Raw genomic sequence first — 25,901 nt, 5'->3', positions numbered from 1 at the left:
GTGCGACCGGCGCTGGCTGGCTGCGGCCCCCGAGGTTGAGGTTCAGGGTCGCCAGAAGCGAGTGCGAACGCCAATGTGTCTCGAAGGCGTCGGCATCGAAAGACCCGCCGAATTCATAGTCGGGTATGTTGAAGAAGCGATACTTCAAGCCGATATCGACCGCGTCGGACAGGGGATACCGGACGCCTGCGAGGGCCTGCCATGCGAACTCGTAGGTATCGCCATTGGCGATGTTTTGCTCGGCCCCGTCGACGATCGACGAAGCGGCGTGTTCGACATAGGCTACGCCTGCGCCGCCCCCGGCATAAAACTGCACGCTATCGTCCGACCCCAAATCGAACAGAGCGTTGACCATCGCGCTTGCAGCCGAGGAATCGCCCAACAGGACATCGCCATCGATCACACCGGCTGCCGTCGTCAGTGCATCATTTTCCAGTTGGCGGTAGCTGCCTTCAAGTTCGAGGCGAAAAGCGCCGAAATCGTACCCCAGTATGCCGCCCACATCGAAACCGATTTCCGGTTCCAACGTCGCAAGAGTATCGTCTTCGTTGCCACCCGCTGCTTCAAGATCGAAGTCTTCGGCAAGCACACCGCCGCCATCCAACTCGAGATAAACCTCGCCATCGCGGCCGAACGCGTGTGTCGAAATAGCGGTCGAACAGAGCGCCAGGCTGAAAAATAGTTTGCGCATCGGAGCCTTTCTCAAAAAGATTTACGGCGTCCGGTGGCAGACCAACATTACAATTGAAGGCGTACTGACGGTGATCGGTAACAAAACCTTCATAAGGTACGGCAAGGTCGCTTATCCGCGCTTGCGGGCCTGCATGTAGCTTCCGAGCAAGCGCACCTCGTTGGTCTGGAAGGCGAGCTCCTCCAGCGCCGCATCAACCCGCGGATCACCCGGCGCGCCCTCGACGTCGGCGTAGAACATCGTCGCCGCGAAGCTCGCGCCCTTCTGATAACTTTCGAGTTTGGTCATGTTGACCCCGTTGGTCGCGAAGCATCCCAGCGCCTTGTAGAGCGCAGCGGGCACGTTCTTCACTTCGAACACCATTGTCGTCATCGTATCGCCGGCATCCAGCGTCGAGGGCTCCCGCGCAGCGTTCGCCAGAACGACGAAGCGTGTGGTGTTGTCGTGCGCATCTTCCACTTCGCGTTCGATGATGTCGAGATCGTAGAGATCGGCTGCGAGCGGCGGCGCAATGGCAGCGAGTGCCGGATCGCCGCTTTCGGCCACGAAGGCCGCAGCGCCCGCCGTATCGGCATGGCTCAATCCGGGAATGCCGCGCTCCTTCAAAAACAGACGCGACTGCCCGAGCGCCTGCGGGTGGCTGTAGGCGGCACGGAACGGGCCGGGCCCCGTCGCCATAAGCGCATGCGTGATGCGCATGAAATGCTCGGCCACGATGGCAAGGCCGCTGCCCGGCAGCAGGAAATGAATGTCGGCGACCCGCCCATGCTGAGAATTCTCGATCGGGATCATTGCGCAGCCCGCCCGCCCCTGCTTCACCGCATCGAGCGCATCGTCGAACGAAAAGCACGGCAGCGGCAGCGCCTCGGGCGCGAATTGCATCGCCGCCTGGTGCGAATTCGATCCCGGCGCGCCGCCGAATGCGATCGCCTGCTGTGGCTGCGCTGATGCGGCTTTGCGCATGGTATCGACTAGAAGGGCGGCGGGGCGGGCGAAGGTCTGCATGGAACCGTCGGCTGCTAAGCCGCGTAGAACACCGGGGCAAGGCCAAACGGCGCGCCGCCCTCTTGCGCGCGGCGCGGCCCTTGCCTAGAGCCGCCGCGTATACGCGCAAATCTGGATTCTCGCAGGTAACTTCCAAATGGACGATCGTTTCAATACCGCCGCCGGTTGGGTCTTGTTCTCCGGCATCGTTGCCTTGGGCGGCTCCATCGTATCGGGCATGTATTTTCATGCCGACAATCCGGAAATGCCCGAGCAGCCCGGCAAGATCATCGAAGGCGTAGCCGAGGGCGAGGGCGGCGATGCAGGTTACGATCTCGGTACCATTCTCGCCGCCGCCGATCCGGCCGCGGGCAAGAATGTGTTCGCCAAATGCACGGCGTGCCACACGATCAACCAAGGCGGGGCGAACGGTATCGGCCCGAACCTTTATGGAATTATCGGCAAGCCCGTCGGTCAGCACGCCGCAGGTTTCGCCTATTCCTCCGCGCTTTCGGGGCATGGCGGGGTTTGGGACTATGCCAATATGGACGCGTGGCTCGAAAGTCCGCGCGCTTTCGCGTCGGGCACCAAGATGAGCTTCGCGGGCCTGAGCAAGCCGGAAGATCGCGCCAATGTCATCGCCTACCTCAAGGAAAACGGCGGCGGCCCGCCCTATCCGGAGCCGGCGGCGCCTGAGACTGAAGAATTGAGCGACGAGGCAGCGGCGGACGCACCCGGCGCTGGCCTCGGGCCGGTCGAAGGCGCGGAGACAGGCGAAGCGGAAGCGGCGACCGGCATGAGCGGGGACCAGCCTGTGGCAACCGACCAGACGGCAACCTCGAACAGTGGCGGCGCCAAGACCGGCGACTGATCGGCAAGCCGAGGGAATTTGAAAGGCCTCGCCGGGCGGCGGGGCCTTTTTCGTGTTCAAGGCCGCTTATTGCCCCTTGAATCCCTTCGCGATTACGTACCACTCGCTCGATCCTTTGCGGCTCGCAGGGGGCTTGGCGTGCTTCACGCTGCGGAAGTGCTTCTTAAGTAGATCGAGGAGTTCCTGATCGGTTCCGCCCGCGAGGACCTTGGCAACGAAGCTTCCATTCGGGGCGAGGTTCTCTACCGCGAACCACGCCGCCGCTTCGACCAGCCCCATGGTCCGCAAATGGTCCGTCTGCTTATGGCCAACGGTATTGGCAGCCATATCGCTCAGTACGAGATCGGCTTTGCCGCCCAACGCCTCCTGAAGTGCGTCGGGCGCTTCGTCGGCCATGAAATCCATCTCGAAGATCGTGACTCCGTCGATGGGCTCCGTGGGCAGAAGGTCGATGCCTACTACGGTCGCTTTCGGAGCCTGTTTGCGGACGACCTGGCTCCATCCGCCGGGTGCAATGCCGAGATCGACGATCCGATGTACACCCTTCAATAGCGCGTACTTCTCGTCGAGCTCGATCAGCTTATACGCCGCGCGGCTGCGGTAGCCATCGGCTTTCGCCTGTTTCACATAGGGATCGTTGAGCTGGCGTTGCAGCCAGCGCGCCGAAGACGGCGTCCGCTTCTTCGCCGTCCGCACCCGCGTTTCGCGGTCCTTGCCCGACCGGCTCACAGGTTCTGCTCGCGCATGCGCTGGATCTCCGCGCGGCTCTTCTCGCCCTCCGCATCGGCTGCGATCAGGCTGCGCAGGATGCCTTCGCGTATTCCGCGGTCCGCCACTCCAAGCGTGGGCGAAGGCCAGATATCGAGGATCGATTCCAGAATGGCGCAGCCCGCGACGACGAGGCTCGCCCGGTCGTTTCCGATGCAGGGCAGGGTCTCGCGCTCCGCCGGGCTCATCTTGGAAAGGCGGTTCGAGATTTCGCGCATCGCGGAGGAGTTCACGATAAGGCCATCGACCGCTTGTCGATCGTATTGCGGAAGCCCTAGATGGACGCTTGCAAGAGTGGTGACCGTGCCGCTCGTGCCGAGCAGGCGCACGCCTTTCGGATCGTTGGCGAAGTCCTGCACCCGCTCGTAAAAAGGCGCGAAGCTTTCACGCACGGTCTGCCGCATCTCGCTGTACCGCGCATGCCGTTCTTCCGTCGTAGCCTCGCTCCCGCCGACCGTGTCCGTTAGCGAAACGACGCCATATGGCACGCTCAACCAGTCGATGATCCGCGGCACGGCGCCGCTCGGTTCGACCAGCACAAGCTCCGTCGATCCGCCACCGATGTCGAAGATGACCGCTGGCCCGGGTCCGTCCTCCAGCAGCACGTGGCAGCCGAGAACCGCCAGGCGCGCCTCTTCCTGCGCGGAAATAATGTCGAGCGCGATGCCCGTTTCCTCGCGCACCCGCTCGATGAACGCCTCTCCGTTCTCGGCACGCCGGCAAGCTTCGGTCGCTACCGAACGCGCTAGATGGACATGTCGCCGACGCAATTTTTCTGCGCACACGCGAAGGGCGGACAGCGTCCGCTCCATCGCCGCATCAGACAGCCGCCCGTTAATCGCCAGACCTTCGCCCAGCCGAACGACGCGGCTGAACGCGTCGATCACGGTGAAGTTCTCGCCCGACGGCCGCGCGATCAAGAGCCGGCAATTATTTGTGCCAAGATCGAGCGCAGCATAGGCCTGCTTTGGCAGTCTCTCCTGCCTATGGTTCGCCCCATTGTGCGGCGAACGCGCCGCAGAGACGCTTTTTTCGGGCCGGGAGGGGCGTTTGTAGCGGAAATCGGCTACCTTGCCGGACGATCCGCCCCTTCGTGTTCCGTGCCCCCTGATACTGTCCGGCGGAGATGTGTCCGCCATGGGGTGTCTTTCCAAATACCTCCCGCGCGGAATATGGGGCGCGGGGACCTGAAGCCGATGCTAGCGGGCAATAGCGCGGCGGGCAAGCGACCTGCTCGCAGGAGGCTTGACCTTCCCGCACGCCGAACCTAGATGGCCGACCTTCGCACGGCGCCGCTCCTCGGCTGGCGCATCGATGATGCCCCGTCGTCTAATGGTAAGACTACGGACTCTGACTCCGTCAATTGAGGTTCGAATCCTCACGGGGCATCCACTTACATATCCTTTGACAATAAAGCCTGCCCGCTTTGACAAAATTCTGCCCTCGTGCAGTTGTGGGCGGGCGGAAAAGCCGTGCTTATGGGCAATACTGATGCCGCCCGTTCGAGGGTGAGCTTTCAAATCCCAAATATTTGTCCGCTAGAGCTACCGAAAATAAAAATTTCCAGAGACACCCTACCGGACAGATCGTGAGATACCTGAAATTTCAATCAAGTTGGCGTAAAATATGAGGCTTTATTGCCCCGAACCCAATATAGATTTGGAACCAAGTAGTGTCGCCTTCGCTGGTCCTTCGTCGAGGAGAAGCGAATGACCCGCATAATGAAAACCGGACTTGCCAGCCTGGCTGTCACCCTTGGAGCTGTTGCTTTTGGCGGTTTCCTGGCCAACCGGCATAGAAACAGGGACGGAGACGATGCACCCGATTTTGCACGGCGTAATCCCAATGGCGCGTTAGCGAAGGTCGGGCGGTCGGTTACAATTCGCAAGCCTCGTGCCGAACTGTTCGCCTACTGGCGCGATTTTGCGAACCTCGCCGGGTTCATGGAAAACCTGGAAGCGGTCGAAACGAGCGGCGGACAGGAGGGCGTTTCGGTTTGGAAGATCAAGGCGCCGGCCGGTCAGACCGTCGATGTGAAAACCGAGGTCGCAAATGAGACGAAAGACAAGCTGATTGCCTGGCGAGCGGTGGAAGGCTCAGACATTGAAACCCGGGGGCAGGTCAGCTTCGAAGATGCTCCGGGAGACCGTGGAACCCGGGTCAGCCTGACACTCGCATATGATCCGCCCGCAGGGGCAATCGGTCGCGCGGCTGCAAAACTGTTTCTGCGCGAACCCCAAGTGCAGGCTCGTCACGATCTCAAGCGCTTCAAAATGCTAATGGAAACCGGCGAGATCGCAACCTCGGTCCGCACCCGCGACGAAACCCGTGCGGCTAAGCAGGAGAACGCATGATGCGCGCCCTTACCTGGCATGGAGCCAAAGACGTCCGCGTCGACACCGTCAGCGATCCCAAAATCATCAATTCGCGCGATGCGATCATCAAGATCACCAGTACGGCAATCTGCGGGTCCGACCTCCATCTTTACGACGGGGTCATCCCGGCGGTTAAGCCGGGCGATGTTCTCGGCCATGAGTTCATGGGCGAGGTGGTAGAGACCGGCCCGGACAGCACGCTCGAAAAGGGTCAGCGCGTCGTCGTACCGTTCACCATCAGCTGCGGCGGCTGTTTCCATTGCAAGCAGCAGCAATATTCGGCCTGCGACAATTCCAACCCGGTCGAAAAGCAGGATATGTCGGCGACGCTGTATGGCCAACCGATGTCGGCCTTGTTTGGCTATTCCCATTTGACCGGCGGATATTCAGGCGGGCAGGCAGAATATGTCCGGGTGCCCTTTTCCGATGTCGGGCCGATCGTCGTCCCCGACCATCTCGAAGACGACAAGGTCCTGTTTCTGTCCGACATTCTGCCGACCGGTTGGATGGGCGCGGAGAACGCCGACATCCAGCCCGACGATACGGTTGCGGTTTGGGGCTGCGGCCCGGTGGGCCTGTTCGCGATCCAGTCCGCGATCGTCATGGGTGCATCCAAAGTGATCGCGATCGATCATTACCCCAACCGCCTCGCGCTGGCCAAGCAGCTTGGTGCCGAAACCATCGACTTCCGCGAAACTGACGTGCGCGAGGCATTGATGGAAATGTCGGGCGGGATCGGCGTCGATGCGGTGATCGATGCGGTCGGCATGGAATCCCACGGCTTTGCGATCGACAATATGATCGACGTGGTGAAGCAAAAGGTCGGTATCGGTGCTGACCGAGCGAGCGCGCTGAAGCAAGCGATCCTAGCGGTTCGCTTTGGCGGCAAAGTCTCGATCCCCGGCGTCTATGGCGGGATGACCGACAAGTGGCCACTTGGCGCGATGATGGAAAAGGGTCTTCAGATCCGCGGCGGCCAAACCCACGTCCAGAAATACACCAAAGATCTACTGGCAAAGATCGAAGACGGTACGCTCGATACCACCTTCCTCATCAGCCACCGCCTGCCGTTGGAAAAAGCTGCCGAAGGTTACAAGAACTTCAAGGAACAGCAGAACGAATGGACGAAGGTCGTCCTCAAGCCCGGAATGGAGAATTGAGCGTGAGCAAGGAAATCGAAAAACTGTCCGGCCTGTGCGTAATCACCGGCGCGTCGAGCGGAATCGGACTGGAACTAGCAAAGCTTGCCTCGGCCGACGGCTGCGACTTGATACTGGCCGCGGACCGCGATCTTTCCGAAGGGCAGCGGGTAGCCATGGCTGCTGGTGCTGCATCGGTCGAGACGATTGAGGCTGATCTCGGTACCAAGGACGGGATCGATGCGCTCCTTGCCAAGATCGGTAGTCGTCCGGTTGATGTATTAATGGCCAATGCCGGACACGGCCAAGGTGGCGCTTTTCTCGACCAGAACTGGGACGATATTTCGCATATCATCGATACGAACGTGAAGGGCACCGTTTCGCTGATCCACCAAGTTGGCCAGAAGATGCGGACGCGCAATACAGGCCGGATCCTCGTCACCGGATCGATCGCAGGTCACCTGCCGGGCGCATTCCAACTGGTCTACAATTCGACGAAGGCCTTTATCGATGATTTCTGCGTCGGGCTGCACAACGAGTTGAAGGAAACTGACGTCGTAATAACGTGTTTGCTGCCAGGCGTTACGGACACGCAGTTCTTCAAGCGCGCCGATATGGAAGATACCAATGCTGGCCAGTCGGACAGCAAGGCAGACCCGGCAAAGGTAGCAAAGGATGGTTACGACGCATTGCTGGAAGGCGATACGCAGGTAGTGAGCGGACTTATGAACAAAGTACAGACGTTGTTCGCCGACATTCTCCCAGACGATGTGGTTGCGCAGATGCACCGTCGTATGGCCGAGCCGAAGGGCAGATGACGCTGACGGTCCTGAACTACCCGCGGCTCTCTTGGGTGAGCAAACATTGGCACGGTTGCCGATAATTCACTTCAGCCTTCACGGACCGAAATCAGACCTTCCGCTTCAAACTCATTCGGCCTTGGCGAAGCGAAGATATCATCGCCGTAGAGTCCCTTTTTGATGTCAAAAGAGGTGGGTGCTCAGCAAAGTCGATCTTCAGGTCAAGCCGCTCGAACTGCGTGCATCCGTTGCAGGTAACGGGCGATTGTGTCGATCTCGAGATTCACGCTATCGCCTTGTGCCAAGGTGCCAAGGGTCGTCACCTCTGCCGTATGCGGTATGAGGTTAAGGGAAAAGCGTACTTCGCCGCTCTCTTCGTCGACGACTTCGTTCACAGTCAGTGAGACGCCATCGATCGTGATCGAGCCTTTTTCGGCAATGAAAGGCGCTAGTGCGGGTGGGGCGAGAATGTCGAGGCGGACCGATCCGCCAATGTCACGTATTTCCACCACGCGGCCAACGGCATCGACGTGACCGGTCACGAGATGACCGCCCAGTTCGTCACCGAGGCGCAGAGCTGGCTCCAAATTTAACTGCGCGCCTTCCTTCCAGTCATTCTGCGCCGTGCGGGCGATGGTCTCGCCGGAAATATCGACTGCGAACCAAGCATTGCCCGGCTCGCCGCCGCGTTCGACGACGGTCAGACATACGCCCGAGCAGGCAACCGACGCGCCGATATCGATAGCCTGGGGATCCCACGGACACGCGATGACGGCGCGCATATCTCCGCGATCTTCGGTTTTGATGATTGTCCCGATGGCGGTAACAATACCTGTGAACATTCCGGCGGCCCCTTATCGTGTGCGGGTATAGGCTTCGAACAGGTCGCTACCAAGCCGTCGCTGCTCGGCCAAGCGCCATCGACCGTGCGCGTCTTCCAGCGATGCCAGGCCGAGATCGGCGACAGCGGTCTTTGCGCTGCCGATTACGATCGGCGCGCGGTAGAATTCGAGCCGGTCGACAAAATCGGCTTTCAGGAAACTCGCGGCAGCATGCGCGCCTCCCTCGACATAAAGATATTGCACGTTTTCGAGTGCGACGATCTCTTCCGGGTCGGTGATGACCGACACATCGTCTCCGAGGGTGCTACGAGTAAGAACAATGCGTATTGGACTTCGGTCGGAAAGACCTGGCAAGCGGACGTCGAGCCGGGGCTTGTCGTCCCGCCATGTTCCTCCGCCAACCAAGATCGCATCGTGCATCGCCCGGCGCGAATGGACATGCGCTCGCGCCTCGGTACCCGTAATCCACTGGCTGGAGCCGTCCATCATCGCTACATTTCCATCGAGCGAGATCGCCAGCTTCAGCGTGACAAATGGCCTCCCGCGTTCCGCCCGGATAAGATAGCCCGCAAGGCTCTCTCGGCAGGAGGGATGATCCGCAAGTTCGACTTCGATACCATGGTCCCGCAGCCGCGCGACACCCTTGCCGGCCGTGCGCGGATCGGGATCCTGCGTGCCGATTGCTACCGCCGCGACACCGACATCGATCAGAAGATCGGCACATGCGGGACCCCGTTCGCTTCGGTGAGCGCATGGCTCAAGGGTTACGTAAACGACTGCGCCGCGCGCGCGTTCGCCCGCTTCTCCCAACGCAACCGCTTCGGCGTGGGGGCGCCCGCCGGGCTGCGTCCAGCCTCGCCCGACGACGATCCCGTCGCGTACGATTATGCAGCCGACGGCGGGATTGGGCGCAGACATCGGTCGCCCGCGCGATGCAAGCCTCGCCGCCGCCGCCAGCCAGTCGAAATTATTCCGCAGGAGCGGCTTCCGTTTGCGCTGCGGTCTTGCGATCGGGGAAAAGGCGATCGAGCCGAGCCTGCTCCGCGGCTTCCGCACGTGCCCGTTCCGCTTCCGCCTCGGCTTCCATAGCGTCGACGTCGAGCCCGGTCGCGCGGCCGAGCATGCGATAACGCTCGCGCTTACGTTCCTCGCGGGCGGCAATCTCCGCCTGGCGCGCTTCCTTGCGGCGCTGGTTCTCGATATTGGACTGGCGGATTTCCTCGTCCGTCCGACCCTCTTCGAAGGTTGTAATATAGGTCACGCGCGGAGGCGCTGGCGGGACGAAATACTCTTCCTGCGTCAGCCAGAAAAGCAGGCTTCCGCTGGCGAGTAGGGAAGCTGCGAGAACCGGCCAGCGATACGGCGTCGGCCGGCGAATTTCGTTCCAGAAATCGGCAACGCCGCCGACAGGGTTCATTCGACTCATCAAGCGCATAGTCGGAAGATAGGGCTTCGTAGGAAAAAACGCTAGCCGAAGGCCGCGTATAGCCCCCGCCCGTGAGCGGACAGCCAGTGATTTGCGCTATCGATGTCCGCTTCGAAAATCCGTCCGAGCAGCGCATGAAACGCCGGCGAATGATCGAAATGCCGGAGATGTGCGACTTCGTGTGCGACCACGGAACGCCGCACCGCATCGGGTGCTTGGATGAGACGCCAATTCAGGCGAAGTGTGCCATCGCTCGAACAACTGCCCCAGCGACGTCTGGCTCGGGTGAGGCGGACATTGGCGTTCGGCAGGTCGGCACGCTGGCAATAGAAGGCGGCATCGCTTTCGAACAAGGCGAGCGCTTCGCGTTCCAGCCAGGTGGAGAGACGGCGGTTCACTGTGTCTTCGGGGCCGCCGATATGAACGGCGCCGCCCTGCAAAATCGGTTTGCGTCGTCTGTCGGGCGACCATTCGACACGTAGTTCGGCACCACGATAGAGGAGCGTACCGGTCGCGGCGGGATCGCGGGGTTCGGGCACTTTCGCCAATTGCTGTAGGAGCCATTCGGTGCGAGCATGCGCGAAAGCGACCGCATCGCGCGATGGGCACCATGGCGGCAGGGTAATCCGCACCGCAGCGCCATTCGGCGCAAGGCGCAAAGTCAAACGCTTGGCCCGCTTCATCCGCCGCAATTCGATCGGAAGCGTGCGACCGGCGAGTTCGATATGCGGCGCGGCAACGTCTTTCCGCAGCCAGTCGATCATGCAGCTTCGCTCTCGCCCTCGCCATCGTCCCATTCGACGATGTGATGTTCGAGCGGCCCCGCATCGTCCTCGCTGATGACCCGCCCCGCCACGGAAACGCCCGCGCGGATAACGGCCTCGCGATCGCCGGAAATCAGGTAATGCCAGCTCGGCAAAGGTCGGTCGTCGGCGCGCCGGCGATAGGCGCAGGTATCCGGCAGCCACCGCACCTGGTCAACCAGCTTCAGCGTCAGGCGCAGGCAATCCGGGACGAATGCCTTGCGCCTCCCGTAATCGCGGCATTGCGCGGTCTTGCAGTCCAGCAGCGTGCAGGCGACATTCGTGTCTTCGATCTCACCCGTATCCTCGTATTCTACCTTGTGCAGGCAGCAGCGCCCGCATCCGTCGCACAAGGCTTCCCATTCTTCGCGATTGAGGCTCGCGAGCGGTTTTTCCCAGAAGCGGTCTCTCAGCGCACCCATTTTTCGAGCTCCGCAGTCACCGCTTCGGCCCCCTGATCGGTCGGAAGCATGGTGATCGGTTCGCCTTGGCGCCCGAACAGGTAGGTATAGCCGTAATGGTTCATCAGGTATCCGCCGCCGGCGGACGTCTCGCCACGCGAGAAGGTCGTTCCGAAATCCTTCGCCACCTGTTCGAGGGTTTCCTGATCGCCAGTCATGCCGATGAGGCGCGGGTGAAAATTGTCGGTGAATTCGCGCAGCACGGCCGGCGTATCGCGTTCCGGATCGATGCTGATGAAAAGCGGCTGGATGTCCGCGCCGAGTGTCGGATTGTCCGCTTCGAACCCCTTCAATCCCGCCATGGCGCGTTGCACGTCGGTGGGGCAGATATCGGGACAGAACGTGTATCCGAAATACACGATCCGGTATTTTCCGTCGAACTGGTTCCAGCTCACAGGCTGCTTGTCCTCGCCAGTAAGCGTGAAAGCGCCGCCGATCGTCGCGCCTTCCAGCGGTGGCGGCTCGGAAGGGGCGGAAGCGGATTGCTGACACGCGGTAAGCGACAACGCAGCGGCGATGCTAAAGGACAGGCGATAAGGAAGCGGCATGACAAGGCGGTTCATGGTCTGCTAAAGCATTGTGTTCAAGAGATACCGGGGCTGCGGCCTACGGAATTTATGGCTAATGGAGTGTTTGGGGTGCGCGCAATATCAGGTCTCGGTAAGGCAGGGTTGGGGTTCGCGGCATTGCTGCTCGCGGCCTCGCCCGCAGCCGCACAGATGCAATCCGACGGATACAAGTTCCTCAAAGCGGTCAAGGATCGCGATGGCACGGTCGCGACCGAGTTGTTGAACCAGCCCGGAAGTACGATCGTAAACGCTCGGGACATCGCGACAGGTCAGAGCGCGTTGCATTATGCCGTGCAGCGGCGCGATCTCGCCTGGATACGCTTTCTTCTCCAGAAAGGCGCAAATCCCAACATCGCAGACAAGAGCGGCGTTGCTCCGCTCCAGATTGCCACACAACTCGGTTTCATTGAGGGACTTGAGGCTTTGGTGGACGGCGGGGCAACGGTCGATATTGCCGATTCGACAGGTGAAACGCCCTTGATCGGCGCGATACACCGGCGTGATACCGCGATGGTGAAGTTGCTGCTGGAAAACGGTGCCAATGCCGATCGAACCGACAATTCGGGCCGCAGCGCACGCGATTATGCGATGCTGATGGGCCCCTCGAGCACGATGATGCAGACCATCGAGGGCGCTGAAAAAGACCGCGGCGAAAAGGCGCCGGTCTACGGTCCGAGCTGATGGATACCGATGCTCCCGATATCGACGATCTGACGTTGGAAGAACTGCGCCTCGTCCTCGCGCCGGCCATCGCCGATTCCGCCGTGTTCGACGGTTGGGGGGACGCTGCACTCGAAATGGCGGCAGACCAGATGGATGCGGATCGCGATGTGGCGCGGCTCGCATTCAAGCCGGACTTCGGCGGATCGCGGGCGATGGAAATGATTTCGGCCTGGATCGAGGCGATCGATATGTCGATGGCCACCGCCATGCCGCCCGAAGAGCTTGAAAAGCTCAAGATCCGCGACCGTATTCGCGTCCTCGTGCAATATCGCCTCGATGCCGTGGCCGGGCAGGAAGAGGCTTTGCGCCGCGCGCTGGCCATCATGGCGATGCCGCAGAATGCGCCTCGGGCCTTGAAGCTTGGATGGAACAGCGCGGATACGATGTGGCGCCTCGCAGGGGATACGGCGACGGATTACAACCACTATACCAAACGCGCCATTCTCGCGTCGATCTATGCGGCAACCTTGGCCGTGTATCTGGAAGACGAGAGCGAGGGCAAAGCCGAGACATTAGCATTCCTGGACCGCCGGATCGACGGCGTAATGAAGTTCGAGAAAGCCAAGGCGAAGCTTTTCAGTTCGGATCGCGAGACTTTCAGCGTGACCCGTTTCCTGGGCCGGTTGCGCTATCCTGCGCGTTAATTCGCTATTGATAACGAGTTGCAATTAGCGCTTGGCTCTGACAGGGGCTATTCATGACATTGGACGGGTTCGAATCCGGTAGATCCGCACGCATCCTTTCGGTCGACTGGGCTTCGCTAGCGGTCGACGAGGGTAAGCGGCTGAAGGCGCTCGGCGTGGACGAGGGGGCGGAAGTCGCCATTCTCCATCGCGGCGTGTTCGGGGGGCGCGACCCGATCGCGCTTAGGCTCGGCAACATGACTATCGCCCTACGCCGCGCGCACGCCCACGCCATTGAGGCGGAGCCCGCATGACACGCCGCCGCAGCGCCGCTCTGGTCGGCAACCCCAATGCCGGTAAGTCCGCTTTGTTCAATGCCCTTACCGGCGCGCGCCAAAAGATCGCGAACTATGCAGGCGTCACGGTGGAGCGCAAGGCGGGCCGCTTGATCCTGCCTTCGGGCGAACCGGTCGAACTTCTCGACCTGCCGGGCTCCTACAGCTTCGATGCCGCAAGTCCCGATGAGGAAGTGACGCGCCAGGTCGTCCACGGCGAGTTCGAAACCGAAGCGGTGCCCGACGTAATCGTCTTGGTGCTCGACGCTGCCAATCTGGAACAGCATCTGGTGTTCGCGCAGGAGGTGCTCGAACTCGGCCGACCGACGGTGGTCGCGCTCAACATGGTCGATCTTGCGGAGCGGGACGGGCTGACGCTCGATCCCGCAGCTCTGTCGGAAGCACTCGGCGTGCCGGTCATACCCACGGTGGCGGTCCGTCGGCGCGGGATCGACGATCTCAATCGCGCCATCGCGGAAGCGGAAAGCCATGCCGGCGAGGATAGCCGCTCGCGCTGGCACCTTTCGCTTCCCGAACGTCGACTAGCGGCAAAACATATAGCGCGGGGCGCGATCCTGTCGAAATCCGCGCGGCATATGATCGAGAACGGGATCGATCGGCTGCTGCTCAATCCTTGGCTCGGGCCGATCATCCTCTTCGCCCTGCTGTTTGTCATCTTCCAGGCTGTGTTCGCGTGGGCGACGCCGTTCGCCGATGCACTGGAAGGAGGGGTTGCCGCGATCTCGGCGGGGGTGACCGATGTTTTGCCGGATGGATTAATACGCGATTTCCTGACCGAAGGCGTCTTGGCGGGCGTCGGCTCGGTCGTCGTATTCCTTCCGCAGATCGTCATCCTTTTCGCCTTCATCCTCGTTATGGAAGCGAGCGGCTACATGGCGCGCGCCGCCTTCCTGATGGACCGACTGATGGCGGGCGTGGGCTTGAGCGGTAAAAGCTTCATCCCGCTCCTCTCCAGCTTCGCCTGTGCCATTCCCGGCATCATGGCGACGCGCAGCATCAGCGACCCGAAGGACCGACTCACAACCATCCTGATCGCGCCCTTGATGACCTGTTCGGCGCGACTGCCAGTCTACGCCGTGATCATCGCGGCGGTCATTCCCGAAACCAGCGTCGGCCCCGGGATGGGCCTGCAGGGGCTGGTGCTGTTCGCATTGTATGTCGCCGGGATCGTCGGCGCGATGGTCGTCGCGCTCGTGCTGCGCCGGACCGTCACCAAGGGCGCGGCAAGCGGATTCATCATGGAACTGCCGCGCTACCAGTTGCCACAAATCAAGGATCTCGCGATCGGGTTGTGGCAGCGTGCGTGGGTGTTCCTGCGCCGGGCCGGTACGATCATCTTCGTGGCGACCATCGCGCTGTGGGTGCTGCTGTCGTTCCCCCAAGCGGAACCGGGCGAAAGCCAGCTCGATGCAAGTTACGCGGGCGCGGTTGCTGACGGGCTTCATCCCGTGCTCGAGCCCGTCGGCTTCAATCGCGAAATGAGCCTGGCTCTGATCCCGGCGCTCGCGGCACGCGAAGTCGCCGTGTCGGCGCTGGCGACAACCTATGCCGTCGATGCGGAGGACGAGGATGTCGCCGCGCAGGGCGTGACGTCAAAGATCGCTGCCTTCTGGAGCCTGCCGACCGCGCTGGCCTTCCTCGCCTGGTTCGTGTTCGCCCCGCAATGCCTCTCGACCATCGCGGTCGCCCGGCGCGAGACGAATGGCTGGAAATGGCCGATCGTCATGGTCGTCTACCTGTTCGCACTCGCTTGGATCTTCGCGGGCCTGACCTTCTGGATCGCGACCGCGCTGGGGTTGTAGCGCCAGCTGTCCAAAACGGGCCCTTCGCCACTGGCCCCGCGCCCCGCCATCCGATAGGCCGTGCGCCAACAGATTACGAAGGGACGATTCGATGGCCGGAAGCCTCAATAAAGTCATGCTGATCGGAAATCTCGGGCAGGACCCGGAAGTCCGCAGCTTCCAAAACGGCGGCAAGGTGTGCAACCTGCGCATCGCGACGACCGAGAACTGGAAGGACCGCAATACCGGCGAACGGCAGGAGCGGACCGAATGGCACACGGTCGCGATCTTTTCCGAAGGCCTGGTGAACGTCGCCGAACGCTACCTGCGCAAGGGCTCGAAGGTCTTCGTCGAAGGCCAGTTACAGACGCGTAAGTGGCAGGATCAGTCCGGTAACGACCGGTATTCGACCGAGGTCGTCCTGCGCGGCTTCAACGGAACGCTGACCATGCTCGACGGGGCCGGCGGTTCCGGCGGCGGAGGCGGCGGACAGCGCAGCGGTGGAGGCGGCGACTGGAACCAGGGCGGCGGCCAAGGTTCGGGCGGCGGCGATAATTGGCGCAGCGGCGGCGGTTCGTCGGGCGGCAACGATCAGGGCGGTGGCTCGAACTACGACGACCTGGACGACGACATTCCGTTCTGAGTGCTTGGCCCGCCGCTTGGTTTACTCACCTTTGTCGGTTCGCAACCCTGCCAGAGCTTCCGCTAGAGGACCTTTCGGCGCGGCGTCGACATCTTCGTCGCTCTCGATTCCGGCGGCCGCGCGCGCTTCGTCCGCATCCGGTCCTTCGCGATAGGGATCGATGGCGAGGCCAAGGGTCTGGGCGAGTGCTTCGCCTAGATCGAATACGTCGCCCTCGTATTCGATTTCGTCCGGCGCAGTGCTGTCGAGTTCGACCTCTTCGTCTTCCTCGTATCTCGCCGCCTGGCCTTCGGGTACAAACAACAGAGCCACACGCTCGTGCACGACGTAGTTGAAATCCTCGCGGGTGACGGCGCAGGGCTGCACGATCTCGGCATCGAGCGTGCCGGTCGCAACGATGCCAGCGTCGGTTTCTTCCAGCGCGATGTTCGCGGACAGAGCCGGAATGGACGAGACGGAAAAGCGTTCGGCCAACGCTTCGCGCTCTTTCTCGGTGGTCCGAAGCACGAAATGTTTCGGGATAGCGCGAACCCTTATCGGCCGCCGCAATTCGGTAGGTCCATCCGTCATGAGAATTCGCCTGCGCGCAACTGGTCAGCGCTGGTCCGCTCAAGCCGTGCATCGAGCCGCATCATGCGTTCGGCGAGGGAATAGGCTTCGTCTTCCTGCGCCAACGTCACATTCCGGCGCAAGGCTTCGGCAAACCCGGCACGGTTGCCCGCATCGATAGCCGTGCGATAAGCGCCGAGCCGGCCGCCCATGCTGCTCATCAGCTTGCCGATCTTCTTGCCCACGGTGGGATCGCCGATGCCCGCCTCGCGCAACTGGCCTTCCATGTCCTCGATGAACAGTTCGGTCACCAGCGCCGTATGCGCCCTCAACTCTGAGTTATCCTCCATCCGCATCAATACGATGCTGAGCACCAGCGTTACCATGTCGAACCGACCTTCGATCGTATCGGCTACGCCGCACATCCGGTAATAGTCCGGTTCGCGGGCTTCCTCGACGATGCGATGCCACAACGGGCGCCATTGTTCGCGCGGATCGGGCGTCGAGCCGAAGAGGCGGTTCAGGAAGGAAATCGAAAGCATAGGCTCCGGGATCAGAATATTCAGCGGCAATTCAAGCCACCCCCCGCATCCGCCTCCGTCAAGCATTTGCAAGCGGCGGCGCTGCGGTTTAGGGCACGCCCCGGAATATAGGTCGCGCGGCGGTTTGCGCCAAGGCGGACCATGGACGGAGATTACAGGTTCTCATGAAAGCCGCCAAACTCGCCGGGCTCGCCACGCTGGCCGTCATTGCCGGGGGGACCGCCGGATGCTCCTCGATCCGCGAATCGCGCGGTTATGTGGTCGATGCGGCGCTGGTCGATGTCGTGCAGCCGGGCATCGACAATCGCCAGAGCGTCGAGGCAACGCTCGGCCGGCCGACCTTCACCAGTCAGTTCGGCGAACCCACCTGGTATTACGTGTCGAGCGTGACGGGCCGCAAACCCTTCGTCCGCCCGCGCATCCAGCAACAACAGGTGCTCGCGGTACAGTTCGATGCCGCAGGTAACGTAACCGCGGCGGACCGGACCGGGATCGAGCAGGTCGTGTATCTATCTCCCGACGGAGATGCCACGCCCACTCTTGGTCGGGAACGCAGCTTTCTCGAGGACCTGTTCGGCAATATCGGCACGGTCGGCCAGCCTGGCATGGGCGGCGGTGCGGCGGGGCCGGGCGGGCCCTAGTCCTTCGCAGTCCTCCGCTTGACCCGAAAGGCCGCGCCCCCATATCGCGCGGCATGACAGATACGCAGGATCGCCACGGCCTTACCCAGTGGCACGGCACCACCATCATCGGCGTGCGCCGCGAGGGCAAGATCGTCATTGCGGGCGACGGCCAGGTCTCGATGGGCAACACGGTGATGAAGCCGAACGCCCGCAAGGTCCGCCGCATCGGGAAGGACGACAAGGTCGTCGCCGGGTTCGCAGGCGCGACCGCCGATGCCTTCACCCTGTTCGAGCGGCTGGAAAAGAAGCTCGAGCAATATAGCGGACAATTGCTGCGCGCTGCGGTGGAACTCACCAAGGACTGGCGCACCGACAAGTATCTGCGAAATCTGGAAGCGCTGATGATCGTGGCGGATGCGGACAATCTTCTCGTCCTAACCGGCAATGGCGACGTGCTGGAGCCAGAGGGCGGCATCGCCGCGATTGGCTCGGGCGGCAATTATGCACTCGCCGCGGCCAAGGCCATCGCCGACTACGAGGACGATGCGGAAACCATCGCGCGCAAGGCCATGCAGGTCGCCGCCGACATCTGCGTCTTCACAAACGGCAACGTGACCGTCGAAACGGTTTAAGGACATCATGGACAATCTGACCCCAAAGGCGATCGTCGCATCGCTCGACGATCATATCATCGGCCAGAAGGACGCCAAGCGCGCGGTCGCGGTCGCATTGCGCAATCGCTGGCGACGACAGCGGCTCGCGCCCGAATTGCGCGATGAGGTGACGCCCAAGAACATCCTGATGATCGGCCCCACCGGCTGCGGCAAGACCGAGATCAGCCGCCGCCTCGCCAAGCTGGCCGAGGCGCCGTTCGTGAAGGTCGAGGCGACCAAGTTCACCGAGGTCGGTTATGTCGGCCGCGACGTCGAGCAGATCGCACGTGACTTGGTCGAGGAAGCGATCCGGCTGGAGAAAGAGCGCCGCCGCGACGCCGTTCGCGAAAAGGCGAGCGAGGCGGCTATGGAGCGGCTCTTGAATGCCCTCGTCGGCGAGAATGCCAGCGAGGCGACGCGTGAGGCGTTTCGCGAGCGCATCGTCCAGAACGCGATGAACGACACCGAGGTCGAGATCGACGTAAAGGACCAACCGACCAACTCGATGGAAATTCCCGGCATGCCCGGCAATGTCGGTATGATCGACCTGTCCGATATGCTCGGCAAGGCGATGGGCAAGGCTCCGACGAAGCGGCGCAAGCTGAAGGTCCCCGATGCGTGGGACAAGCTGGTCGAGGAAGAGGCCGAGAAGCGCATGGACCAAGACGACGTCAATCGTGTCGCGCTGGAGAATGCTGAAACCAACGGCATCGTGTTCCTGGACGAGATCGACAAGATTGCGGTGTCCGATGTGCGCGGTGGCAGCGTGTCGCGCGAAGGCGTTCAGCGCGATTTGCTGCCTCTGATCGAAGGCACCACGGTCGCCACGAAATACGGCCCGATGAAGACGGACCACGTGTTGTTCATCGCAAGCGGGGCGTTCCACGTCTCCAAACCGTCGGATATGCTACCCGAACTGCAGGGCCGTCTGCCGATCCGGGTCGAGCTACGTGCGCTGACCGAGGAGGACTTCGTCCGCATCCTCACCGAAACCCGCGCCAATCTCGTGCAGCAATACAAGGCGCTGATCGGGACGGAAGACGTGACGCTCGACATCACCGAGGAAGCCGTGGCCGAAGTCGCCAAGATTGCCGCCCGGGTAAACGAGAGCGTCGAGAACATCGGCGCCCGGCGTTTGCAGACGGTAATGGAGCGCCTGCTCGAAGATATCAGCTTCGATGCGGAGGAACATTCCGGGGAAACTATCACCGTCGATGCCGCTTACGTCCGTGAACGGCTCGACGATCTGGCGGGCGATACGGATCTGTCGAAGTATATCCTGTAGAGGGTTACTTCACTGCCGATCGCCGGAGTATCTTGATCCAGTCGTTTAACAAATTAACCCTGCAAATTTACCTTCGCCTTACCCCGTTCGTTGTCGCAACGTAGAAACATCGGCTCCTAAAAGGGTTGTGGGGACGCTAAGGCTGTTCCGAACGATTTCGCTACGGCTTTGCCGAACGTCTGTATTGAAGACTGAAAAGTCCGAAAGAAGGCGCTCCGGCTGTGCTGAGTGGTTTCGCTACGGATTTGCCGAACGTCCCCAACCCTATTCGCCGTCTTCTAAAGAGCGGTATTAGGGATGCGGCGCAAGTCCGATCTCGACACCCGTCTTGTCGGTCAAAGCGAACTTATCGACCAGGTCGCTACTGGCGCGGTTGAGGCCTCGTACCTGCACGCTGCGACCGTTGCGGCGCATACGTTCCACCACCTTGTCCAGAGCGCCTACCGCGCTGATGTCCCAGAAATGCGCCTTGCGCACGTCGATCACTACGTGGTCGGCGGGGTCGGGTTGGGTGCTTTCGGGACCGAAGGCGGCTTCGAAGCGGTCGACACTGGCGTAGAACACCTGTCCTTCGGCGCGGTAGATCGCCTTGTCGCCTTCGCGAACCCGGACGACTTCGAACATGCCCATCACCTTTTGAGTGAAGAAGATGCCCGACAGGATCACCCCGGCCAGCACGCCTAGTGCGAGGTTGTGAGTTGCCACCACGACCACCACCGTTGTCAACATCACGACCGAGGACTGCCACGGGTGCTTTGCAAGATTGGGGATCGAGTTCCATGAGAAAGTGCCGATCGACACCATGATCATGATTGCCACCAGAGCGGGCATGGGCACTCGGCCTACGATGCCGCCGAGAAGGGCCAGCAGAACCAGCAGCGTTGCGCCCGCCGTGAAAGTTGAAAGGCGCCCGCGTCCGCCGCTGGTGACGTTTATGACCGATTGGCCGATCATCGCGCAGCCGCCCATGCCGCCCACCAGCGCGGCGGCGACATTGGCAATGCCCTGGCCTGCACTCTCACGGCGCTTGTCGCTGCCGGTATGCGTCATGTCGTCGACGATCTGCGCGGTCAGTAGCGATTCGAGCAGACCGACCGCCGCCATGGTTGCGGAATAGGGGGCAATGATCCGCAGGGTTTCCCAAGTGAGCGGCACGTCGGGCAGGACGAAATAGGGCAGGCCTTCGGGCAACTCGCCCATGTCGGCCACCGTATTGACCGGCGCAGCGAGCCACACCGACAGCAGGGTAAGAACGATGATCGCGATGAGCGGGCTCGGCACGGTCGTTGTCAGGCGCGGGATCAGGTAGATCATCGCAAGGCCTGCCGCGACCATCGCATAGGCTTCCCATGTCACGCCTGTCAGCTGCGGGAGCTGCGCCATGAAGATGAGAATGGCGAGCGCGTTGACGAAGCCCGTGATGACGCTGCGGCTGACGAATTGCATTAACAGGTCGAGTCGGAGCAGGGCGGCTATGCCCTGGAACACTCCCATCAGGATCGTCGCGGCGAACAGATACTCGACACCGTATTCACGCACCAATGGCACCACCACCACGGCGACGGCGGCCGTGGCTGCCGAAATCATGCCCGGCCGTCCGCCGGTGAAAGCGATCACCATCGCGATCGCCACCGAGGCATAAAGGCCGACACGCGGATCGACGCCCGCGATGATCGAGAAGCCGATGGCTTCGGGGATCAGCGCCAGCGCGACGACGATCCCTGCAAGGATGTCCGCACGGATGTTCGAGGTCCAGTCACGCTTCATCGCGCCGAGGTTCGGCATAATCTTCAATCCGTCCATGTCTTGAGATCGGCGCAGCGGCACCGAAGGTCGACGTCCTATAGCCTTATGCTGCGTCGCAGCACAAGACTGGCGCTATTCGGCGGCTTCGGCTTCCTCGCCATCGGATTGCTGCCGCGCCCACATATCCGCATATAGTCCGCGACGGCGCAGCAGGTCGAGATGGGTGCCGCTTTCCGCCAATCGCCCATTTTCCAGCACGAGGATCCGATCGGCATCGGCAATTGTCGAGAGGCGGTGTGCGATCGCGAGGGTAGTACGATGCTCGCTCACCCGGCGAAGGGTGCGCAGGATGTCCTGCTCTGTGCGCGAATCGAGCGCGCTGGTCGCTTCGTCCAGCACCAGAATTGGCGGATCTTTCACCAGGGTCCGCGCGATGGCGACGCGCTGCTTCTCTCCGCCCGAGAGTTTGAGGCCACGCTCGCCGACCTCGGTATCGAACCCGTCCGGCAAGCGCTCGATGAACGGCTGGATCGCCGCCGCCTTCGCCGCGGCGACGATATCGTCATGCACCGCGCCTTCGCGCCCATAGGCGATATTGTACCCGATCGTATCGTTGAACAACACGCTGTCCTGCGGGACGATGCCGATATGCCGGCGCAGCGAAAGCTGGGTGACCTCGGCAATGTCCTGCCCATCAATCAGGATGCGGCCCGACTGCGGATCATAAAATCGGAACAGCAGCCGCGCGATCGTGCTCTTACCGGCGCCCGACGGGCCGACGATGGCAATATGGCTTCCGGCTGGTACCTCAAAGCTTAGGCCGTGCAGGATCGTGCGGTCCGGCTCATAGCCGAACTCGACGTTGTCGAACACGACCGAAGGTTTGCGCACTACCAGCGCCGGGGCGCCGGGCTTGTCCGCCACCTCGACCTCCTGGTCGATCAGGTCGAACATCGCGGCCATATCGATGATGCCTTGGCGAATCGTGCGATAGACCCAGCCCAGCATGTCGAGCGGCCGGAAAAGCTGGGTAAGGTAGGTGTTCACGAACACGAGGTCGCCGGTGGTTAGCCGCCCCTGGCTCCAGCCCCACACGGTGTATCCCATTGCTGCCGCCATCAGCAGGTTCATGATCAGCGCCTGCACCATGTTGAGCAGGCCGAGCGAATTCTCGCTCTTGATCGCGGCTTCGGCATAGGCGTCGGCGGCGCGAGCATAACGGCTGCGCTCGCGCTTTTCCGCACCGAAATATTTGACGGTCTCGTAATTCAGCAAGCTGTCGACCGCGCGGGCCAATGCCTGCCCATCGAGATCGTTCATCTGTTTGCGCAACTTGGTGCGCCATTCGGTTATCCAGCGTGTGACCGCGATATAGGAAACCACGGTCAGCGCAGTCGCCATGACCAGCCCCCAACCGAAATTGATGTAGAAGATCACGCCGACTGCGATCAGTTCGACGATGGTCGGCGCGATGTTGAACAGCAAGAAATACAGCATCGAATCGATGCTTTTGGTCCCGCGCTCGATCGTCTTCGTTACCTCGCCCGTTCGGCGCGAGAGGTGGAAGCGAAGGGAAAGGCGATGGAGCCGGGCAAAGGTGTCGGACGCAAGGTTACGGGTTGCTTCCTGACCTACGCGCTCGAACACGATGTTGCGTGTATTGTCGAACGCGACTGAGGCGAACCGTCCCCCGGCATAGGCGATGACGAAGGCCAGCGCGACCATCGCGGCCTGATTGGCCGGCGTCGTCATCGAATCGACCGCCATCTTGTAGGCATAGGGAAGAGCTAGCGTGGTCGCCTTGGCGAGCAGTACCAGCACCATGGCCCCCACGATCCGCTTCTTCAGTCGCGCCTCGCCCTTCGGCCAGAGGTACGGCATGAAACGCTTGAGGGTGGACCAGTTATCGGCGTCCTGCCGCTGATCGGAAGTTATCGTATCGGGGGGCATCGCCTTTCAATCTGGGCAGCGCGCCTTGTCGGGGCAAGGTGCCGGCCGGTCACCATCCAATATGCGAGGCGTAATCGCTGCGGCGCAGCAGGTCCCCAGCCAGGACGTTGGACGGCACATCGAAAAGGATCTTTCGATTCGAAAAATCGATTGCAACACGATCGAATACGCGAAGGTTGCGCATGCCGAGCAGCATGGCCGGTTTGTCGCCGAACCCGAGCTCGGTGAAGGCGGGCCCGTCGGCAAAGCCTACCGGAACGTTCGATAGTTTCAGCTTGCCGAGCTGCAACGACTTCAACATGCCCCGCAGACTTTCGATCTCGACCCCGTGAACATCGATATTGCTGAGCAGGTCTTTCTCGCTCGTGCGTGTGCGTAGCTTCTTCAGGAGGGCGAGGTTGGCGATCGAGTTCTGGGCACCGGTATCGATGATCACCGCCGTCCGCACGCCGTTCACCCGCGCATCGGTAATCACCATTTGGCCAAGCTTGGGGCGCGCGCGGACGACGATCTCGTAATCGGAGCCGCTCAATCGCTCGCTCGCATCGGCGACCGACATCGAGCCATCCCGAAAATCGATTAGCACTCGAAGGTCTTGCAAGCTGTCGAGACCGAGGATGCCGTCCGCACCGAGATGCTCAGTCATCAGAAGCGGACTGACGAGACCGTTCATGCTGCGATTGGCGAATGCGAACTCGTCCACCTCCACGGTCTGGACGACTTGGGAAGAACCCAATGCGACGAGTCGCGCGCTGCCCGTCGGTTCGAGGCCGGTGACTTCCAAAATGTGCGGGGTGATGGCAGTCGCCTGCGCACCCGTGTCTATGAAGAAGCGGAAAGGGCCGTGTCCGCCGATCGTGACCGGGACCGTAAGTCGTTCGTTGCGATCGCGAAGGAACGCGAGCTGGTCGATCACCATATCCTGATCGGACGGCGGGGTCGTCTCTTGCGAGGATGCCGCTACCGACAGGAAAGCAGTCCCTGTCAGGATGGCGATCTTCAGGCGGCGGAAGAATGCTTGGGCCATCCATCCTCTATAGCACGATTCGTCCAGGCGAATGTGATTCCGGGCGATTCCACGGAATCAGCGTAGCGGACCCGGGTTCGATTCCACCAAAATGAGAAAATTTCAGAGATCGGAACGCCGATTGGCGGGATTTTGCCCCGGATGCGTTTGCTAAGACCGACTTCGACCCTTCACAAAAACACCTCCAAAATGGCGCAATTCCGCCATTCTGAAAAAAAGACGCAACAAAATTGCAAAAACCCGTTGACCGAATCCCGAGTGCCCCCTAGATGGCCCTCACCGACGCGGCGCTGGCGGCTTCCACCGCCCACCGCATCGGTCGCCAACAGATTTGGATAGCCGGCTCCCCCGGTGTAAATCGGGGAAGCAAAGGTTGTCCGCTTTAACTGTCTCGGCGGCTCTTTGACATTGTTGATTGATGATGAAGGGACATGTGGGCGACGGCGCCCGGTCCGGGGACCTCAAGGCTCCGGTAACCGGTTAACCTAAGCCGACGCCACATCCTTCCAGACTCCACAGTCTGGTTGTGATGATGCATGTTCATTCGTATCCATTACGTTTGACAGTGCAGGTATCGGCTCCTTGATACTCTGGCTAGTCGGGCTAGCGGGTTTTCCCGTGCTTGATTGGTTAGTTTCACAAACTTGAGAGTTTGATCCTGGCTCAGAACGAACGCTGGCGGCATGCCTAACACATGCAAGTCGAACGAACCCTTCGGGGTTAGTGGCGCACGGGTGCGTAACGCGTGGGAACCTGCCTTTAGGTTCGGGATAACAGTTAGAAATGACTGCTAATACCGGATAATGTCTTCGGACCAAAGATTTATCGCCTTTAGATGGGCCCGCGTTAGATTAGATAGTTGGTGGGGTAATGGCCTACCAAGTCGACGATCTATAGCTGGTCTGAGAGGATGATCAGCCACACTGGGACTGAGACACGGCCCAGACTCCTACGGGAGGCAGCAGTGGGGAATATTGGACAATGGGCGAAAGCCTGATCCAGCAATGCCGCGTGAGTGATGAAGGCCTTAGGGTTGTAAAGCTCTTTTACCAGGGATGATAATGACAGTACCTGGAGAATAAGCTCCGGCTAACTCCGTGCCAGCAGCCGCGGTAATACGGAGGGAGCTAGCGTTGTTCGGAATTACTGGGCGTAAAGCGCGCGTAGGCGGCGATCCAAGTCAGGGGTGAAATCCCGGGGCTCAACCCCGGAACTGCCCTTGAAACTAGGTTGCTAGAATACTGGAGAGGTGAGTGGAATTCCGAGTGTAGAGGTGAAATTCGTAGATATTCGGAAGAACACCAGTGGCGAAGGCGACTCACTGGACAGTTATTGACGCTGAGGTGCGAAAGCGTGGGGAGCAAACAGGATTAGATACCCTGGTAGTCCACGCCGTAAACGATGATAACTAGCTGCTCGGGCTCATAGAGCTTGGGTGGCGCAGCTAACGCATTAAGTTATCCGCCTGGGGAGTACGGTCGCAAGATTAAAACTCAAAGGAATTGACGGGGGCCTGCACAAGCGGTGGAGCATGTGGTTTAATTCGAAGCAACGCGCAGAACCTTACCAGCCTTTGACATCCTAGGACGGTTTCTGGAGACAGATTCCTTCCCTTCGGGGACCTAGTGACAGGTGCTGCATGGCTGTCGTCAGCTCGTGTCGTGAGATGTT

General features: G+C 61.1%; 27 protein-coding genes, 1 tRNA gene and 1 rRNA gene (1 of these 29 cut by a window edge). 14 read left to right on the top strand and 15 right to left on the bottom strand.

Annotation, left to right across the window (positions count from 1 at the left end; translation table 11 throughout):
• Together E3U23_RS02900 and E3U23_RS02895 are read right to left on the bottom strand one after the other, a co-directional pair.
• The coding region (locus E3U23_RS02900; protein ID WP_279349670.1) for an outer membrane protein at positions 1-691 on the bottom strand (691 nt) is incomplete at its 3' end.
• Between the two features lie 111 nt (positions 692-802).
• On the bottom strand, positions 803-1,696 hold the full coding sequence (locus tag E3U23_RS02895; RefSeq protein ID WP_279349669.1) for a prephenate dehydratase: 894 nt from the start codon (positions 1,694-1,696) through the stop codon (positions 803-805).
• 136 nt (positions 1,697-1,832) lie between these two features.
• Here E3U23_RS02895 and E3U23_RS02890 point away from each other — a divergent pair, with 136 nt between their 5' ends.
• Complete coding sequence (locus E3U23_RS02890; RefSeq protein WP_279349668.1) at positions 1,833-2,546, top strand: c-type cytochrome; 714 nt, start codon at positions 1,833-1,835, stop codon at positions 2,544-2,546.
• Between the two features lie 66 nt (positions 2,547-2,612).
• On the opposite strand, the gene E3U23_RS02885 is transcribed toward E3U23_RS02890, so the two are convergent.
• On the bottom strand, positions 2,613-3,275 hold the full coding sequence (locus E3U23_RS02885; protein ID WP_279349667.1) for an RlmE family RNA methyltransferase: 663 nt from the start codon (positions 3,273-3,275) through the stop codon (positions 2,613-2,615).
• The gene (locus E3U23_RS02880) at positions 3,272-4,453 is read right to left on the bottom strand and encodes a Ppx/GppA phosphatase family protein (RefSeq protein ID WP_279349666.1); all 1,182 of its coding nucleotides are present in this window, start codon (positions 4,451-4,453) and stop codon (positions 3,272-3,274) included. The genes E3U23_RS02885 and E3U23_RS02880 overlap by 4 nt, the downstream gene beginning before the upstream one ends.
• A gap of 179 nt (positions 4,454-4,632) precedes the next feature.
• On the opposite strand from E3U23_RS02880, the gene E3U23_RS02875 reads away from it, so the two are divergent.
• The 4 genes from E3U23_RS02875 (at position 4,633) to E3U23_RS02860 (ending at position 7,646) form a co-directional block, all read left to right on the top strand.
• A tRNA-Gln gene (locus tag E3U23_RS02875) sits at positions 4,633-4,706 on the top strand.
• A gap of 317 nt (positions 4,707-5,023) precedes the next feature.
• Entirely contained in the window at positions 5,024-5,668 is a 645-nt protein-coding gene (locus E3U23_RS02870) for an SRPBCC family protein (RefSeq protein WP_279349665.1), read from the top strand.
• Positions 5,668-6,849: a zinc-dependent alcohol dehydrogenase gene (locus E3U23_RS02865; RefSeq protein WP_279349697.1), complete on the top strand. Its 1,182-nt coding sequence runs from the start codon at positions 5,668-5,670 to the stop codon at positions 6,847-6,849. Before E3U23_RS02870 ends, E3U23_RS02865 begins: the two co-directional genes overlap by 1 nt.
• A 2-nt stretch (positions 6,850-6,851) precedes the next feature.
• Positions 6,852-7,646 (top strand): SDR family NAD(P)-dependent oxidoreductase, encoded by a 795-nt coding sequence (locus tag E3U23_RS02860; RefSeq protein ID WP_279349664.1) that lies wholly within the window; start codon positions 6,852-6,854, stop codon positions 7,644-7,646.
• A gap of 203 nt (positions 7,647-7,849) precedes the next feature.
• Here the strand turns inward: E3U23_RS02860 and E3U23_RS02855 are convergent, their stop codons facing one another.
• Genes E3U23_RS02855 through E3U23_RS02830 form a run of 6 tightly spaced genes read right to left on the bottom strand, consistent with a single transcriptional unit; the run spans position 7,850 to position 11,723 of the window.
• Positions 7,850-8,470 (bottom strand): riboflavin synthase, encoded by a 621-nt coding sequence (locus E3U23_RS02855; RefSeq protein WP_279349663.1) that lies wholly within the window; start codon positions 8,468-8,470, stop codon positions 7,850-7,852.
• A 12-nt stretch (positions 8,471-8,482) separates the two neighbouring features.
• The gene (gene ribD / locus E3U23_RS02850) at positions 8,483-9,427 is read right to left on the bottom strand and encodes a bifunctional diaminohydroxyphosphoribosylaminopyrimidine deaminase/5-amino-6-(5-phosphoribosylamino)uracil reductase RibD (protein ID WP_279349696.1); all 945 of its coding nucleotides are present in this window, start codon (positions 9,425-9,427) and stop codon (positions 8,483-8,485) included.
• 10 nt (positions 9,428-9,437) lie between these two features.
• On the bottom strand, positions 9,438-9,896 hold the full coding sequence (locus E3U23_RS02845) for a hypothetical protein (protein ID WP_279349662.1): 459 nt from the start codon (positions 9,894-9,896) through the stop codon (positions 9,438-9,440).
• A 41-nt stretch (positions 9,897-9,937) separates the two neighbouring features.
• Positions 9,938-10,660 (bottom strand): M48 family metallopeptidase, encoded by a 723-nt coding sequence (locus E3U23_RS02840; protein ID WP_279349661.1) that lies wholly within the window; start codon positions 10,658-10,660, stop codon positions 9,938-9,940.
• Entirely contained in the window at positions 10,657-11,121 is a 465-nt protein-coding gene (locus E3U23_RS02835) for a YcgN family cysteine cluster protein (protein ID WP_279349660.1), read from the bottom strand. The genes E3U23_RS02840 and E3U23_RS02835 overlap by 4 nt, the downstream gene beginning before the upstream one ends.
• On the bottom strand, positions 11,109-11,723 hold the full coding sequence (locus E3U23_RS02830; protein WP_279349659.1) for an SCO family protein: 615 nt from the start codon (positions 11,721-11,723) through the stop codon (positions 11,109-11,111). Before E3U23_RS02830 ends, E3U23_RS02835 begins: the two co-directional genes overlap by 13 nt.
• 75 nt (positions 11,724-11,798) lie before the next feature.
• On the opposite strand from E3U23_RS02830, the gene E3U23_RS02825 reads away from it, so the two are divergent.
• The 5 genes from E3U23_RS02825 (at position 11,799) to ssb (ending at position 15,855) form a co-directional block, all read left to right on the top strand.
• On the top strand, positions 11,799-12,410 hold the full coding sequence (locus E3U23_RS02825; protein ID WP_279349658.1) for an ankyrin repeat domain-containing protein: 612 nt from the start codon (positions 11,799-11,801) through the stop codon (positions 12,408-12,410).
• Complete coding sequence (locus E3U23_RS02820; RefSeq protein ID WP_279349657.1) at positions 12,410-13,096, top strand: COQ9 family protein; 687 nt, start codon at positions 12,410-12,412, stop codon at positions 13,094-13,096. The genes E3U23_RS02825 and E3U23_RS02820 overlap by 1 nt, the downstream gene beginning before the upstream one ends.
• Positions 13,097-13,149: 53 nt before the next feature.
• Positions 13,150-13,389: a FeoA family protein gene (locus E3U23_RS02815; RefSeq protein WP_279349656.1), complete on the top strand. Its 240-nt coding sequence runs from the start codon at positions 13,150-13,152 to the stop codon at positions 13,387-13,389.
• Positions 13,386-15,233 carry a ferrous iron transporter B gene (gene feoB, locus E3U23_RS02810; RefSeq protein ID WP_279349655.1) on the top strand — a complete coding sequence of 616 codons (1,848 nt, stop codon included), beginning with the start codon at positions 13,386-13,388 and terminating at the stop codon, positions 15,231-15,233. The genes E3U23_RS02815 and feoB overlap by 4 nt, the downstream gene beginning before the upstream one ends.
• Before the next feature lie 91 nt (positions 15,234-15,324).
• Positions 15,325-15,855, top strand: a complete 531-nt coding sequence (gene ssb, locus E3U23_RS02805; protein ID WP_279349654.1) for a single-stranded DNA-binding protein — start codon at positions 15,325-15,327, stop codon at positions 15,853-15,855.
• 21 nt (positions 15,856-15,876) lie between these two features.
• On the opposite strand, the gene E3U23_RS02800 is transcribed toward ssb, so the two are convergent.
• Both E3U23_RS02800 and E3U23_RS02795 read right to left on the bottom strand, forming a co-directional pair.
• Positions 15,877-16,362 carry a YceD family protein gene (locus tag E3U23_RS02800; RefSeq protein ID WP_279349653.1) on the bottom strand — a complete coding sequence of 162 codons (486 nt, stop codon included), beginning with the start codon at positions 16,360-16,362 and terminating at the stop codon, positions 15,877-15,879.
• A gap of 59 nt (positions 16,363-16,421) precedes the next feature.
• Positions 16,422-16,946 carry a ubiquinol-cytochrome C chaperone family protein gene (locus E3U23_RS02795; protein WP_347710006.1) on the bottom strand — a complete coding sequence of 175 codons (525 nt, stop codon included), beginning with the start codon at positions 16,944-16,946 and terminating at the stop codon, positions 16,422-16,424.
• Between the two features lie 164 nt (positions 16,947-17,110).
• On the opposite strand from E3U23_RS02795, the gene E3U23_RS02790 reads away from it, so the two are divergent.
• Genes E3U23_RS02790 through hslU form a run of 3 tightly spaced genes read left to right on the top strand, consistent with a single transcriptional unit; the run spans position 17,111 to position 19,507 of the window.
• The gene (locus E3U23_RS02790; protein ID WP_279349651.1) at positions 17,111-17,587 is read left to right on the top strand and encodes an outer membrane protein assembly factor BamE; all 477 of its coding nucleotides are present in this window, start codon (positions 17,111-17,113) and stop codon (positions 17,585-17,587) included.
• Positions 17,588-17,640: 53 nt separating this feature from the next.
• Positions 17,641-18,201 carry an ATP-dependent protease subunit HslV gene (gene hslV, locus E3U23_RS02785; protein ID WP_279349650.1) on the top strand — a complete coding sequence of 187 codons (561 nt, stop codon included), beginning with the start codon at positions 17,641-17,643 and terminating at the stop codon, positions 18,199-18,201.
• A gap of 4 nt (positions 18,202-18,205) precedes the next feature.
• Entirely contained in the window at positions 18,206-19,507 is a 1,302-nt protein-coding gene (gene hslU / locus E3U23_RS02780) for an ATP-dependent protease ATPase subunit HslU (protein WP_279349694.1), read from the top strand.
• Positions 19,508-19,798: 291 nt separating this feature from the next.
• Here hslU and E3U23_RS02775 read toward each other — a convergent pair whose 3' ends face one another.
• The 3 genes from E3U23_RS02775 to E3U23_RS02765 all read right to left on the bottom strand — a co-directional run bounded on the left by E3U23_RS02775 (position 19,799) and on the right by E3U23_RS02765 (position 24,230).
• The gene (locus E3U23_RS02775; RefSeq protein ID WP_279349693.1) at positions 19,799-21,292 is read right to left on the bottom strand and encodes a SulP family inorganic anion transporter; all 1,494 of its coding nucleotides are present in this window, start codon (positions 21,290-21,292) and stop codon (positions 19,799-19,801) included.
• Positions 21,293-21,385: 93 nt separating this feature from the next.
• Positions 21,386-23,203 carry an ABCB family ABC transporter ATP-binding protein/permease gene (locus E3U23_RS02770; protein WP_279349648.1) on the bottom strand — a complete coding sequence of 606 codons (1,818 nt, stop codon included), beginning with the start codon at positions 23,201-23,203 and terminating at the stop codon, positions 21,386-21,388.
• Between the two features lie 49 nt (positions 23,204-23,252).
• Positions 23,253-24,230, bottom strand: coding sequence for a retropepsin-like aspartic protease (locus E3U23_RS02765; protein WP_279349647.1), 978 nt, complete (start codon positions 24,228-24,230; stop codon positions 23,253-23,255).
• Positions 24,231-24,870: 640 nt separating this feature from the next.
• On the opposite strand from E3U23_RS02765, the gene E3U23_RS02760 reads away from it, so the two are divergent.
• Positions 24,871-25,901 (top strand): 16S ribosomal RNA (locus E3U23_RS02760); it runs 456 nt beyond the window's last position.

The organism is Erythrobacter litoralis (assembly GCF_029760855.1).
GTDB classification, from domain to species: Bacteria; Pseudomonadota; Alphaproteobacteria; order Sphingomonadales; family Sphingomonadaceae; genus Qipengyuania; species Qipengyuania litoralis_A.
The sequence above is the reverse complement of the archived record's forward strand: the minus strand, read 5'-3'. Positions and strand labels throughout refer to the sequence as shown.

Coding starts and splice junctions, on each gene's coding strand:
- E3U23_RS02865 (WP_279349697.1), top strand. CDS start 5,668: ATGCGCGCCCTTACCTGGCATGGAGCCAAAGACGTCCGCGTCGACACC.
- E3U23_RS02895 (WP_279349669.1), bottom strand. CDS start 1,696: ATGCAGACCTTCGCCCGCCCCGCCGCCCTTCTAGTCGATACCATGCGC.
- E3U23_RS02845 (WP_279349662.1), bottom strand. CDS start 9,896: ATGAGTCGAATGAACCCTGTCGGCGGCGTTGCCGATTTCTGGAACGAA.
- E3U23_RS02890 (WP_279349668.1), top strand. CDS start 1,833: ATGGACGATCGTTTCAATACCGCCGCCGGTTGGGTCTTGTTCTCCGGC.
- E3U23_RS02840 (WP_279349661.1), bottom strand. CDS start 10,660: ATGATCGACTGGCTGCGGAAAGACGTTGCCGCGCCGCATATCGAACTC.
- hslV (WP_279349650.1), top strand. CDS start 17,641: ATGACAGATACGCAGGATCGCCACGGCCTTACCCAGTGGCACGGCACC.
- E3U23_RS02770 (WP_279349648.1), bottom strand. CDS start 23,203: ATGCCCCCCGATACGATAACTTCCGATCAGCGGCAGGACGCCGATAAC.
- E3U23_RS02855 (WP_279349663.1), bottom strand. CDS start 8,470: ATGTTCACAGGTATTGTTACCGCCATCGGGACAATCATCAAAACCGAA.
- E3U23_RS02820 (WP_279349657.1), top strand. CDS start 12,410: ATGGATACCGATGCTCCCGATATCGACGATCTGACGTTGGAAGAACTG.
- E3U23_RS02835 (WP_279349660.1), bottom strand. CDS start 11,121: ATGGGTGCGCTGAGAGACCGCTTCTGGGAAAAACCGCTCGCGAGCCTC.
- E3U23_RS02830 (WP_279349659.1), bottom strand. CDS start 11,723: ATGAACCGCCTTGTCATGCCGCTTCCTTATCGCCTGTCCTTTAGCATC.
- E3U23_RS02870 (WP_279349665.1), top strand. CDS start 5,024: ATGACCCGCATAATGAAAACCGGACTTGCCAGCCTGGCTGTCACCCTT.
- E3U23_RS02815 (WP_279349656.1), top strand. CDS start 13,150: ATGACATTGGACGGGTTCGAATCCGGTAGATCCGCACGCATCCTTTCG.
- feoB (WP_279349655.1), top strand. CDS start 13,386: ATGACACGCCGCCGCAGCGCCGCTCTGGTCGGCAACCCCAATGCCGGT.
- E3U23_RS02765 (WP_279349647.1), bottom strand. CDS start 24,230: ATGGCCCAAGCATTCTTCCGCCGCCTGAAGATCGCCATCCTGACAGGG.
- E3U23_RS02795 (WP_347710006.1), bottom strand. CDS start 16,946: ATGCTTTCGATTTCCTTCCTGAACCGCCTCTTCGGCTCGACGCCCGAT.
- E3U23_RS02880 (WP_279349666.1), bottom strand. CDS start 4,453: ATGGCGGACACATCTCCGCCGGACAGTATCAGGGGGCACGGAACACGA.
- E3U23_RS02790 (WP_279349651.1), top strand. CDS start 17,111: ATGAAAGCCGCCAAACTCGCCGGGCTCGCCACGCTGGCCGTCATTGCC.
- E3U23_RS02775 (WP_279349693.1), bottom strand. CDS start 21,292: ATGCCGAACCTCGGCGCGATGAAGCGTGACTGGACCTCGAACATCCGT.
- ssb (WP_279349654.1), top strand. CDS start 15,325: ATGGCCGGAAGCCTCAATAAAGTCATGCTGATCGGAAATCTCGGGCAG.